Below are 12883 nucleotides of genomic sequence, written 5' to 3' on the forward strand. Positions count from 1 at the left end.
AGGACGCCGGTTTCCCGGCATCCTCTTCGATTTCTAGTTTCATTCTTACGCCCGGTTTAGGCTGCTTTTTCTTCCTTCTTCTTGCTTTCTTCCGCTGCTTTTGCTTGTGCTTCCGCATAATCGTAAGCACGCAGAATGAGTGTTACCGCTTCGGCCCGCGTAGCGTTGGAGGACGCGGCGAATTGGTTGTTCTCACGGCCTGTAATTAAGCCGGCTTTAACCGCTGCAGCTACGTAAGGCTTCGCATAAGCCGGAATTGCATCGGCATCGGCGAAAGTCAGTTCGGCTTTCTCGTCAACGGTAATGCCAAGTGCGCGAACCATCATCACTGCGATGTCAGCCCGGTTCACATTTTGCGCCGGACGGAAGGATTCATCGGCGAACCCGCTAATTACGCCTGCTGCCACCGCGTGCTCCACATAAGCTTTTGCCCACGCTGGAATGCTGTCATTGTCTTTGAATACCGCTTGTGAACCCGAAGCGTTATTCAGCTTCAATGCTCTGCTAATCAAAGCCGTAAATTCTACGCGGCTAATTGTTCCTTCAGGACGGAAGCTGTTATCGCTATAGCCTGTTACAAAACCGAGTGAAATGGCACGCTCAATCGAAGCTTTAGCCCAGCTGTTCGCTACGTCTTTCAAAGTGACCGAAGGGTTGCCGCCGCCTGGTTTTTGTTCGTTGTCTTTCCCGCCTTCTTCGTCTTTCCCAGGTGTTTCGCCTGGAAGATCTGTTGGCGGTTTCGGATTACCTGTATGGCCCGGATCGCCGGTATAAGCGCTATAGCCGCCTAACTGGATTTGAACATCGTATTCATGATGATAGTCGATTTCCGCCCAATCGATTTTGACCCAGCCATTGATCAAGCCGCTCAGGTTGGAGACTTCGAATTTAACGTCTCTCGTATTGGCAGAAGTATTAGTTGCCGTAACTGTAGGGCTAACACCCTCTACTTTAAACCCTGTAATTTCATTGCTTTTCGTCAGTCGCAGCGTCACATATTTCTTGCCGCCTGATACTTCGAGCTTAGCGGGACGCACAACATAACCGTCCATCACAGATGCGGAGCTAGTGCCCTTTTTCAAAATCTGGAACGACAGGTTGTAAGTGCCGTCCGCAATATCACCTGGTACTTCAGGGTTTGGTGTTCCGCCGCCGTTGTTGCCGCCACCGCCATTGTTGTTTCCTACTACTGCCGCCTGGAAGGCAGTTTTTGCCGCCGTCAGCTCCGTAACTGCCTCGTCTACAGCAGCTTGAGCCGCCAGCCATGTTCCTTTTGTTTTAGCTGCGTCGATTGCCGTTTGCAATGCTGTTTTTGCGCTCTGCGGGTATTGTCCAGGCTCTGTGCCGACCACTGCACTGTTGTACAATGATTCTGTACTAGTTACCAATTGATCCAGCGCTGTTTTGTTCGCAGGACTAAATTTAAAAATAATGCCGTGTGTCGCCTTGTAAGCTTGACCGTTAATAACGGTATCGATGCTGACCGAGCCGGTCAAATCATCTGTCAAACTGTCGATTTCAAACTCTACCACTCTTGTATCAGCAGTTGGGTTCGAGCTGACGACCGTCGTTTCAACGAGCGCTCCGTCTTGCTCCACCTTCAAGCTAGGAATAATACTGCTCTCTTTTACGGAGAACGAAGCGTATGTTTTGCCATTGCGGGTTTTCACTTCAGCCGGCTTCGTAAAGTAACGCTCCATGCTGGAAGCCTTGAACGTATTCGTTGCATTGATAACGACATAGTTAACTTGCTGCGTCGGCTCACCAATTACTGAATTAGCGAAAGTGCTGCCAGCCGCTTGAAGAATCGGCAACGCGCCATTTACTTCTCCAGCTGTTGCATTTGCATCGTAAGCGGTCAGGAATGCCTCATCGATGGCATTTTTAAAAGCTTGCTTAGCTGCAGCTGGATATTGGCCTTGAGCCGTTCCTTCCTGCGTCGCGGCATAAACCGTTTGTGCAGCCGCTACTGCTGTGAGCAGCGCCGCAGAATCGCCTGCAGCCGCATTGAATTGCAGTTGAACATCATAGTCATGATCGTAGTTTGGAACGATTTCCGGCGGGATCGTGACATGGGTTTTTGCATTCAGCTTCGTGCCCAAATCCGTTACTTCGAATTTAACTTCGCGGTGTTTGATACCGCCAATAGTCGTTTCCTGCACATTGTCAGCATCCGTGTAGGCGCCGTTAAATTGTGTTTGAAACACGGTAATCCAATCGCTGTTTTTCAGCGTGGCGTAAATATAGCTCTTACCGTTTTCCAGCTTCAATACAGCTGGTTTTACCAAATAACCATCCATAACGGATATATCTTCGGTCTGATCCTTTAACACCTTGAAATTAATGGCGACTCCGTCTGTCAACCGATCGTTTGAAGCGGCTTGCGCCGGATACAGCTGTACCGTCCCTAATACGACGAACAACAGCAGCGCCATTGTCATGAGCTTGAACCATTTCTTATTCATTTCTTCATATCCCCTCACTATGATTGTTCATTATTTTTTAAAGCTTGCTTTCTTGCTGCGTAAAAATAGTACAAGACCGCCGCCCAACAAAATGACCGCCAATATAGCAATCACCAGCGTCTTGCTGCGTCCGCCTTCTTCTTGGCCTTTAGCTGGATCGCCGGCGGGATTGCTTGGCTCCGCCACCGTTTGCACGACTTCGGCCGTACCTTCACTGTTCGCTAAGGCTTGCTGTTCTTGCGCATCTGTACTTTCAGCAGATGGAGACGGGGAAGCGGGAGGATCAACCGCCTGATTGCTTTCAGTCTCTTTATTTTCCACATCCGGAACCGTCGGTTCCTCGGAAGGAATTGAAGTTGCCTCAGGTGTTGATTGGCCTCCAATGTCCACTTTCTCAGCATTCACCCCGGCAGAGGCAGCAGGAGAAGATTCCCCGGCTTTTGCTCCTGAAACGCCGCCAGCGTTTGAGTCAGGCTTTACCACGGAATCCGGCTTTACCGTAGGATCTGTTGGTTTTACAGCAGGTACAGATGGTGCTGCTTCTCCAGCAGCTTCCGTCGGCTTAGCTGTTGGTTTAGCTGTCGGTTTAGGCGTCGGCTTAGACTCGCTGTCCGCTGGCTTGTTGACGTTATCAGCCGCTTTGATCAGCGTTAAGGAATCGGTATCGAAGGCCATTCGAATCGTATATTTGTGGTTATAGTCAATCGATTCGACGATGACATGGATTTTCGCCATGACCGGCTTGGAGAAGTCGTCTACCTGAAACTTCACAACTCTCGTGTCTGCCGTATCGTTTTTGCTAACCTGCTTCGCCTCCGTGTAACTTCCTCCGGCTTCAACCTTGAACTCCTTCACCCATTGGCTGTGGTTGATTTGAAGCTGAACGGACAACTTGCCCTTATCCACGTATACAGTCGCCGGCTTTTCCCAATAATCATTGGCCATCGATACGGAATCATCCTCCGCTTTCAGCACGGTATAGACGATAGAGTAGGTCCCGTCGGCGAGATCGGATGCTGCTTGCACAGAAACTGCACTTACAAACAGCGCCATGCTTAGCAGCGAAAACATAAGTGCACGACAGAAAAATTTCATTTCTATCCTCCTTATATTGTAAAAATATCGATATTTATTGTTTATGAAATAATAAAAATCGATAAACAACGCATTCATTAACTTCCAATTGCATTATCAGTTAATGATTATCATTCTCATTAAATATACAAAAAAAATAGACGTTCTATTATTCGCTTCACTTACCTAATCCCTATGTAGCAAGGGTTTAGAGCTTCCCAGCTCGCATATCCTCCAATAAACCAACGTAATAATTATTTACACAGCATGCCTCCAGCGTTGAAATCATTACCATTTTGAGCTCGATGTGATCGTAACGTACAAAAATTATCCTGTCAATAACATTCCGCAATAAAAAAAATAAATAGAAAAATAAACTAAAAATTTCTCAGAACCTATTGACGACGATAACGATTATCACTATCATTTATGTGATGGACTCAATTGATACTGATTATCAATGATAATAAACTTGGAGGAGGCTGCTTTTATGAGAAAGCTTATACCTCTGGCACTATGCGCCTTATTGGCCACAGCAGGCTGCAGCGCCTCGAAGGCATCAAGCACGACAGATTCATTATCGAATCACCCGAATGCTGCTGCCGCGGTCTCCATTAAGGACTTTGCCGGACGCGGCGTGGCATTTTCCCAAGTACCGCAACATATCATAGCGCTGAGCAACGGAGAGATGGATATTGTTTACGCGCTAGGAGGCACACTCGTCGGAAGACCGACGACAAACGGCCCTTCCCCTGTGAAGGAAGCGCAAGATGTCACCCAAATCGGTTCGACGCATGAGGTCGATCTGGAGCGTATCACGCTGCTGAAGCCTGACGTCGTATTGGGCCATTATCCGATGAACAGCAAGGATGTTCCGATTATCGAAAGCATTCATTCCAAGATGGTACTGACGAGCGCCAATTCTGTCGAAGACATCAAACGTCAAATAACGCTGTTCGGAGAAATGCTTCATAAGGAGACGAAGGCCGCTGAGCTTATTGCCGCCATTGACGACAAGCTTAATGACTATCGTCCATCAGATGGCGCACAGTCAACAAGGACGCTCATTGTATATGGCGCACCCGGTACTTACATGGCTGCACTGCCCAATTCTTTAAGCGGCAACTTACTGGAGCTTGCTGGCGGCTACAATATCGCCTCGGATTTCGCAGTTTTGCAGAGCTACCCGCAGTATGCGCAAATCAATACGGAACGCGTGGTGCAAGCGAATCCGCAATTGATTCTTATTATGACGCACGGCAATCCGGAAGAAGTGAAGGCAGGCTTCTTGAAGGAAATGCAGGGCAATGCCGCTTGGAACGGGATCGATGCGGTTAAAAACAACCAGGTCGAGATTTTGCCGTCCGAGCTGTTCGGCACGAATCCGGGGACGAGAGTCATCGATGCGTTAGATGATTTGCATCAGCTCGTCGAGAAAGCGAAGCAGCCGTCATGAATCTGGCTACCCGTACAACAAGACGACGCTGGCTCTCTGCTGGTATGCTGCCGCTTATCGTTCTCATTTCCGTTTATGGCATAAGCTATGGCTCGGTCCCGATCCCGCTTCGTGATATTTGGATCGTTCTAACCGGAGACGGCGATTCTACTTACCGGACTATCATTATGGATTTAAGACTGCCTCGCGTGCTGATCGGCCTGCTTACAGGAGCTTGTCTCGCAGCTTCCGGCGCACTGCTGCAGGGCGTTATGCGAAACCCGCTTGCTGATCCCGGCATAATCGGTGTTTCCTCTGGAGCCGGTCTTGCGGCTGTCATCACAATGGTGCTTTTGCCGCAATTCAGCTATTTATTGCCTTTGTCCGCGTTCGCTGGCGCTTTTATCGCCGCGATGCTTATTTATTTGCTAGCTTGGGATAAAGGCAGCTCGCCCATCAAAATCGTTCTGGCCGGGGTAGCAGTCAACGCCCTGCTTGGCGCCGTCATGAACGGCGTGATGGTCATCTACAGCGATCGCGTGCAGGCTGTGCTGCCTTGGCTTGCTGGGGGACTTAACGGACGAAGCTGGCCTCATCTCTCATTCATGCTGCCTTATGCGAGCGTCGGTCTCCTTCTATCCCTGATCGCGATTAAGCCGGCTAACCTGCTGTTGCTAAGCGACGATTCAGCGAAGCTGCTCGGTCAACGCGTCGAGCTTCACCGCCTCCTTCTTATCGTGCTGGCTGCTTTGCTTGCCGGCTCTGCCGTCAGCGTCGCCGGACTAGTCGGCTTCGTCGGATTGGTCGTTCCCCATGCGATAAGACTGCTAATCGGGGAAGATTATCGCTTTCTGCTGCCTCTGTCCATAGGTGGCGGAGCGGCACTTGTTGTGCTGGCAGATACGATTGCAAGATCATGGATCGATTCGATCGAGCTTCCCGTCGGCATTTTGCTGGCCTGTGTCGGAGCGCCATTCTTTTTACTACTTTTGCGGAAACGGAGTGTCATGGGATGAGTGCAATTGAAATGAAAGAGCTAGATCTGGAACGCGGTATGTTCCGTCTGCACGACGTGACGGCATCCATCCCCAAGGGGCAAATGACCGCGATTATCGGACCAAATGGATCAGGCAAATCAACGCTTCTTAAGCTGGTTGCACAATTGCTCGAAGCGGATAGCGGCGCCGTTCTCATCGATGGGAAGGAAGGAAAGGCATTCAAACGGGCAGAGCTTGCCCGAACGATATCCATGCTTCCGCAAGCAAAAGATACTGCGCCTTATATGACCGTCAGGGAGCTCGTTTCCTACGGCCGCTCTCCTCATCAAGGACTGCTTCGCCAACGGCTGACAGAGGAAGATGAGTCGATTGTCCAGTGGTCGCTGAAGCAGACGGGCATTTTACGTCATGAAGACCGCATGTTCCATACGTTGTCGGGCGGCGAGCAGCAGAAAGCGAGAATCGCTATGGCGCTGGCTCAGAAAACCGGCATCATACTGCTCGATGAGCCAACTACCTATTTGGATATCTCCCATCAGCTCGACGTGATGGAAATGCTGCGGAAGCTAAATAAACAATTGAACTTGACCATTGTCATGGTGCTGCATGATCTTCAGCAGGCAGCCGCCTTCTGCGATTACTTAATCGCGATGGATGGCGGACAAATCGCAGATGCGGGTCATCCCAAAACTGTTATTACTTCCAGGTTACTGCGGGACGTCTTCGAGCTTGAAGCGAAAGTCAGCTACGAGGAAGATTACCCGATTATCATTCCTAAACTAAAAAAATTCGAGGAGGACAAAACGATGGTTATCGTAACGAACGTATCGAAGATTACAAAGGGCAACGGTGAGAAATTGATTGAGCGCTTTAACAAGGTGGGTAAAGTCGAAGGCATGGAAGGGTTCCTCGGACTGGAAGTCATGCTTACCGAGAATACGAAGGAATATGATGAGGTTTCGGTCGTCACCCGCTGGGAATCCAAAGAAAACTTTCAAGCCTGGACTCGCAGTGAAGCGTTCCGTGAGTCTCATCAGCACCGCAAAACGCCGGACTACATTATCGATAATAAAATTCAGTTTTACGAGGTAAAAATCGTTCGCAACCCGCTGCCTCTGGAAGCCTAGTCCGCAGCTTGCTTGCGAATTAAAAATCCCCGGCAGCCCTTGGGTTCAAGGCTGCCGGGGATTCTCGCATTAATTAGATTTGTATTGAAGCCCATTGAGTATGAATCGGGTTAACTCCGCAATTAAGCCGTCCATATCCGTCTCTACTTCCGTTAGGGCTCGCCAGTAATCTGAATGCCGGTAAAAGAGCAGCGCACCGACGATAGACATAAATACGGTGTCTGTTGATCCAAACTCGAACACGCCTTGTTTTCTGCCGGCTTCCAGCCATTTCCTCAGCAGTTGCCAGATCGGCATCGCATGCTCTCTAATTTTTTGAATCCGGGGGGTATTCAATATAATCTCTTGCTGCATAATCCGGATGAGCTCCGGCTCACGCATACGATATTCGGTCACTTCCTTAATCAATATGCGGATCCCTTCCACCGGCTCTACGTCCGGACCGATCGAAGCAATTTGTTCATTCGGAAAAAAGTTCTCAAACAACGCAGCGAACATGTTTTCCTTGCCGCCGAAATAATAGGAGACGAGGGCTACATTCGCCCCCGCTTCCTCACAGATTTGCCTGACCGTCGTACCGTCATAGCCTTGATTTGCGAACAATTTTCTGGCCGCAAGCAATATTCGCACTTTCATATCGTTGTTGCCACAGTTGTTCATGCCAAGGTCTCCAGTCGATTTAGGTGGTTTGTTTTGCTAACGCTCCAGAGGGTTGCGGTGCAGACTGCCGTTTCAGTGCAACTGCTGCGCCGCTGACAAGGAATGCAATTGCCGCAATAATCAGCAGTACGCCTGCATCGCTTCCGATACCAGGGCCTCCGAACAGCAGATTCATTCCGCCTTCTACGGCGTACGTAGCCGGCAGTATATCGCCAAGACCCGTGAAGAAACCTGACAGCAGCTCGCGAGGTACGACCGCTCCGGAAGTAACCAGCTGCGCCGATAGCAAAATAATATTAAACAGCATACCTGCCATACCAAACAGATATAGGAACATTTGCGAGACGAACATGAACGTAACCAGCACGACAAATTGGAACAGCCACAAGTGGAAGAAGCCACTTTCCATTTGACCGCCAAATGCAGCCAGCAGCGATGCTCCTACCAGGGAAACGAAAATAGCTGCCACCACATTTATTACGCTCCGGGCAGCGAAACGGTTCCAACGTCCAACTTGACCGCTAATTGCCATTCCTGATTGCTCCAGATTCATCCCCATAATCATCGAGCCTACATACGATGCCAGTACAAGCATCATTGGCACCATCTGGTTGTTCATTCCATTCACTTTGTTCGACGATTGAATGTCGGCTGTCACTCGCTGCGACAGGCTTTGCGATGCGGCCGCAGCCTGTTCAGCAGGCAAGTTGGCTTGTGCCAGCGCGCCTTGAATACCTGCAGCAACCGCTTGCTGATTCACCTCTGCCGTTACTTGATTCGCGACCGAGCTCATAATGCTTTTAATTAGTGCAGGGTTCGATTCATTAATAAAATATTGTACAGCCGCTTTGCTGTCCGGCGATGATGCTTTTGGCGTAAAATCAGCAGGCAAATAAATAATCATTTGCAGCTCACGTTCATTTAATTGCTTTTGCGCTTCCTCTAAGCTCGAAAGCTGCGACATATTAAAAGGGAGCCCTTTCGCTAACGTGCCTGCTACCTGCTGGCCGAGCTGCTTGTCTTCATTAACAACCGCTATTTTCAATTGGTCGGCGCGATCCGTTACGCCGTTATATCCGGTCATCCAGATGACCGAAAAAATAACTTGGAACATAAGTGCTGTAACGATACCAACGATCGTCGTCGGCCGTTTAAAAAAAGCTTTTAAAGCTGTTTTCATCTAAAATCCACTCCCTATTGCATTCTCTATTTCCGCATTAAACACTTGTTTAAAACGTTTGTTTAAATCATACTCCTGGCCTATGCGGCTGTCAATACTAACATGAAAAAACTGTCCTCAAGGACAGTTTTCCTCTTGCTGCTGCATAGCCTATAGCGAACCTGCTTCGCAAAAGAACGAATCCTAATTTCGCTGTAGACGAACTAAATTGTGCCGGCTCTGGCTACAGCGAACTAAATTTCGCTTTTGGAGAACCTAGCTTCTCCGATTGCGAAATTCACTTCGCTAATGCTGAATGGCGACTCGAATCCCTCTATTTTCTGTATTATTTGCGAATTCGTCCTCGTTAAACAGCGAAGTCGATTCGCTAATTTCTACTGCGGAGCGGAAAACGGGAATGAATCCCATTCCCTTTCCTTTTCCCTTCCTTTTCCTTTTGCGAGGTTAGACTGAGGAAATGGCTGTCTGGCTGTCTGGCCGTCTTGTTTTGAACATGTTGTGCGGTGCGAAAGGGGGAGCGGAGTGTTTCGAGTTCATGATGACTTTTTGGCGATTCACTTCATTTTCATCGTGTATACGATGTGAAAATAGAATCTAGAATGGCAGCTTGGACCGAAACGCGCAGCGAGCCCGGAACTTGCAGCATCCCCTGCATACAAAACAAAAAAGGCTGTCGAGTTACTCTCGACAGCCTTACCGTGCTAGTTCTTATCGTTAGTCAAACTCCATATCGTCTTCCCACTGCTTATCCCTTGCAAGCTGCTTCTTATACACCATAGCGGATAAGAACACACTGACTTCATAAAGAAGGATGAGCGGGATCGCCACCAGAATGTCCGATATGAAATCAGGGGGAGTCACGACAACTCCGATAAATACCATAATGAAATAGGCCAATTTCCGCAGCTTGCGCAGCCGAAGCGGATTCAGCACGCGAATAGCCGTCAAAAACATAATGACGAGCGGCAGCTCGAACAATAATGCGATCGGCATGATAATGTTGAACATGAAGGAGAAATACTGGGTAATCCCGATTGTTTCCTCCAGATTCAAATTAGCCGATACGGTTCTTGTGAAATGAAAGGCGAGCGGAAATACGACAAAATACGAAAACGCCAATCCTAACAAGAACATAAAGAGCGCAAACGGTATGTATTTCAGCGTTGCACGCTGTTCATTCTTTCTCAGCGCCGGCTTTACGAAAGCCCAAAGCTGAAAAGCGGTAAACGGAATCGCTAAAATCAGCGCAATAATGAGCGAGAATTTCATATACATGCCGATGCCGTCCCACATGGAGAAAGCATGCAGTGACAATCCGTTCGCCGGCTTTTGATTCATTAAAAAAGTATAGACTGGGTCTGCGACTATCAACCCGATCACCATGCCGATTACGACAATAACCAGCACATAGATGATTCGTTTGCGAAGCTCACCCAAGTGCTCCAGCAGAGGCATGAGCCCTTCTTCCCGAATCCGCTCCCTGTCAAAGGGCTCTTCGGAAGCTTCGCGCTGCGACGTTCCCATCTGAATAGCCTCCTTTTCAGCAAAAAAAGCGGGCCCGGTTAGTCCGGAAGCCGCTTGTTGTTCGAATCATTATGTTCCCTCTCGGTTACATCGATCCGCTTGCTGTCCTTATTCTTATCATTCTGATCGTCATCACCCATAATATCTTTCGCGCCTGCCTTAAACTCTCTCAGCGTGCGGCCGAAAGCGCGGCCCAGCTCAGGCAGCTTGTTCGGTCCGAACAGCAGCAGAGCAACGAGCACGAGCAGGATAACACCTGTTGTTCCAATTCCCATTTTTGACACCTCCATATTAATGTTAAACCCTGTAATTATGAATTACGATTGCAAACCTCCGTAGCCCATCTGAACAATATCATCTCTAACGATCGTCTGCCCAGCTAGAATACGGGGCAAGAGCACGTCGAATGATGTATAGGGATCATGCATCACGCAACCTGGCAAGCCCATAATCGGGACCTCTCCTATGTATCCTATCAACAGCATCGATCCAGGCAGCATTGGCGTTCCATAACTGACTATTCGTGCGCCAGACGCTTTGATTGCGCCCGGTGTGCGATCATCGGGATCTACCGACATTCCGCCCGTTACGAGTATCATATCATAACGTTGCTCTAGCAAATAGTGTATTTCCTTGACAATTATTTGTCGGTCGTCAGGCGCAAATCGCTGCTCGACGATTTCTGAGCCGAATGCTTCCACTTTGGCGCGAACAGCCGGTCCGAATTTATCCTGAATCCTGCCGGAGAACACTTCTCCTCCAGTCGTCAGCAGACCAATCCTCAGCTTGCGAAAAGGCTTAACGCGGAGCGGTGCTTGTCCGTCATTCGCGGCACGATATTCTGCCGCCAGCCTCTCCACAGCTTCTACCTTTGCTTTATCGACTACCAGCGGTATGACCCTCGTTGCCGCTATAGACTTGCCGGCTTGCAGCACCGTATTCGCTTTCACCGTTGCCAATGCAATTTCGCCAATACTGTTAATAGCACAAACGATCGTCTCATCCACATAAGCCAACCCTAGCTCGGCAGCCTTCAAATTCACTTTACCCTCATGCGGTTCAGTCGTTGTGATGCCCTTTCCAGTCAAAGCTTGAGCCATTCTCTCAGCAGCATCATCTTCATGAAGCTCTTCAGCACCAAGCTCCAAGATATAAATATGCTCTTTGCCAATATCGAGCAAACTTGGAATATCCGCTTCCGTTATGATGTGGCCCTTTTTGAACAGCCGCCCCTTAAATTTCCCGGGCAAAATCTGAGTCAAATCATGCGCCAGCCTCATGCCAATTGCATCCCTGACTGGAACCTCCTGCAGAACCGAGCCCCCGGCTTTACCGCTCATCTCATTGCTTTCGTTCATTCGCTGTGTTCCCCGTATCTCCCGGAGACGATCTCCAAAGCATGCGGGAGCTGATCCATAATCGCCATCAATCCCTCATGCACACCCTTCGGGCTTCCCGGCAGGTTTATAATCAGCGTTTGTCCGCGAATACCGCAAACTCCGCGTGAAAGCATCGCTCTGCGCGTTTTTTGCAAGGCTCCCATTCTCATCGCCTCAGCTAAGCCTGGTACCAGCCGGTCTACGACTTTGAGCGTCGCCTCCGGCGTTATATCCCTAGCTGCCAGCCCAGTGCCGCCGGTCGTCAACACGAGATCCGCCTGATAATATTCGGTCATTTCAATGATGGCGGCCATAATTTCATCCTGCTCGTCAGGGACGATCCGATAATCGACGATTTCCCCGCCAAGTTCCTCCTCTACAAGCTCGCGAATGACTTGCGCGCTCGTATCTTCCCGCTCGCCGCGCGAGCCTTTATCGCTTGCTGTCAAAATCGCAACCTTCCACTCCAACATTATCCATTCCTCCCGTCCCGGCTCATTGACAAGCTGCTAGGCTTCTTCTTCTTTTTCTTTTTCTTTTTCTGCATCCACGCGGTAATCGCCATTTTTCCCGCCAGTTTTTGATACTAAATAAGTAGGTCCAACGATCATATCCTTCTGAAGCGCTTTGCACATATCATAAACGGTCAGAGCAGCAGCGGAAACGGCCGTTAAGGCTTCCATTTCAACGCCAGTCTTCCCAGTTGTCTTTACCATCGCTTCTATGTAAAGCTCATCCTTGCCGTTGTCGTCAAAACTAACGTCTATCCCTGTCAACGGAAGCGGATGGCACATCGGAATCCAATCCGATGTTTTTTTGGCTGCCATAATGGCGGCAATTTGCGATACGGCAAGCACATCGCCTTTCCCAATTGCCCCTTGCTTAATGCGAGTTAATGTTTCCTCATGCATGATAACCTTCGTTCGGGCGACCGCGGTACGAGAGGTCATTTCCTTCTCGCTAACATCGACCATTTTAGCCCTGCCTTGTTGGTTGAAATGCGTCAATTCCATCATGGTCACCCCATTTATAATGATTTCT

12 protein-coding genes are annotated in these 12883 nt (G+C 49.2%); 3 read left to right on the top strand and 9 right to left on the bottom strand.

Annotation, left to right across the window (positions count from 1 at the left end; translation table 11 throughout):
* Nucleotides 1-56: 56 nt before the first annotated feature.
* Nucleotides 57-2465, bottom strand: a complete 2409-nt coding sequence (locus IEX98_RS22165) for an NEAT domain-containing protein (protein WP_188891515.1) — start codon at nt 2463-2465, stop codon at nt 57-59.
* A 30-nt stretch (nt 2466-2495) separates the two neighbouring features.
* Complete coding sequence (isdC, locus tag IEX98_RS22170; protein ID WP_188891517.1) at nt 2496-3560, bottom strand: heme uptake protein IsdC; 1065 nt, start codon at nt 3558-3560, stop codon at nt 2496-2498.
* Between the two features lie 469 nt (nt 3561-4029).
* On the opposite strand from isdC, the gene IEX98_RS22175 reads away from it, so the two are divergent.
* From IEX98_RS22175 to isdG, 3 genes are read left to right on the top strand one after another with little or no spacing between them, the layout of a single operon-like run.
* A complete protein-coding gene (locus IEX98_RS22175) occupies nt 4030-4995 on the top strand; it encodes an ABC transporter substrate-binding protein (protein ID WP_188891519.1) in 966 nt (321 codons plus the stop codon).
* Nucleotides 4992-5990: a FecCD family ABC transporter permease gene (locus IEX98_RS22180; RefSeq protein WP_188891521.1), complete on the top strand. Its 999-nt coding sequence runs from the start codon at nt 4992-4994 to the stop codon at nt 5988-5990. Before IEX98_RS22175 ends, IEX98_RS22180 begins: the two co-directional genes overlap by 4 nt.
* On the top strand, nt 5987-7099 hold the full coding sequence (gene isdG / locus IEX98_RS29455; protein ID WP_188891523.1) for a heme oxygenase: 1113 nt from the start codon (nt 5987-5989) through the stop codon (nt 7097-7099). The genes IEX98_RS22180 and isdG overlap by 4 nt, the downstream gene beginning before the upstream one ends.
* A 69-nt stretch (nt 7100-7168) precedes the next feature.
* Here isdG and IEX98_RS22190 read toward each other — a convergent pair whose 3' ends face one another.
* The 7 genes from IEX98_RS22190 to moaC all read right to left on the bottom strand — a co-directional run bounded on the left by IEX98_RS22190 (nt 7169) and on the right by moaC (nt 12855).
* Entirely contained in the window at nt 7169-7759 is a 591-nt protein-coding gene (locus IEX98_RS22190) for a TetR family transcriptional regulator (protein ID WP_188891525.1), read from the bottom strand.
* Nucleotides 7760-7778: 19 nt separating this feature from the next.
* Entirely contained in the window at nt 7779-8939 is a 1161-nt protein-coding gene (locus IEX98_RS22195; protein WP_188891527.1) for a YhgE/Pip domain-containing protein, read from the bottom strand.
* A 714-nt stretch (nt 8940-9653) separates the two neighbouring features.
* Entirely contained in the window at nt 9654-10463 is an 810-nt protein-coding gene (tatC, locus tag IEX98_RS22200) for a twin-arginine translocase subunit TatC (protein WP_188891529.1), read from the bottom strand.
* Between the two features lie 38 nt (nt 10464-10501).
* Nucleotides 10502-10738, bottom strand: coding sequence for a twin-arginine translocase TatA/TatE family subunit (gene tatA, locus IEX98_RS22205; protein ID WP_188891531.1), 237 nt, complete (start codon nt 10736-10738; stop codon nt 10502-10504).
* 42 nt (nt 10739-10780) lie between these two features.
* Complete coding sequence (locus IEX98_RS22210) at nt 10781-11821, bottom strand: molybdopterin-binding protein (RefSeq protein WP_229692321.1); 1041 nt, start codon at nt 11819-11821, stop codon at nt 10781-10783.
* The gene (locus IEX98_RS22215) at nt 11818-12312 is read right to left on the bottom strand and encodes a MogA/MoaB family molybdenum cofactor biosynthesis protein (protein WP_188891698.1); all 495 of its coding nucleotides are present in this window, start codon (nt 12310-12312) and stop codon (nt 11818-11820) included. The genes IEX98_RS22210 and IEX98_RS22215 overlap by 4 nt, the downstream gene beginning before the upstream one ends.
* A 39-nt stretch (nt 12313-12351) precedes the next feature.
* Nucleotides 12352-12855 carry a cyclic pyranopterin monophosphate synthase MoaC gene (gene moaC / locus IEX98_RS22220; RefSeq protein WP_308421819.1) on the bottom strand — a complete coding sequence of 168 codons (504 nt, stop codon included), beginning with the start codon at nt 12853-12855 and terminating at the stop codon, nt 12352-12354.
* Nucleotides 12856-12883 lie beyond the last annotated feature (28 nt).

The sequence above is a fragment of the Paenibacillus radicis (ex Gao et al. 2016) genome, assembly GCF_014641555.1.
Lineage (GTDB): Bacteria > Bacillota > Bacilli > Paenibacillales > Paenibacillaceae > Pristimantibacillus > Pristimantibacillus radicis.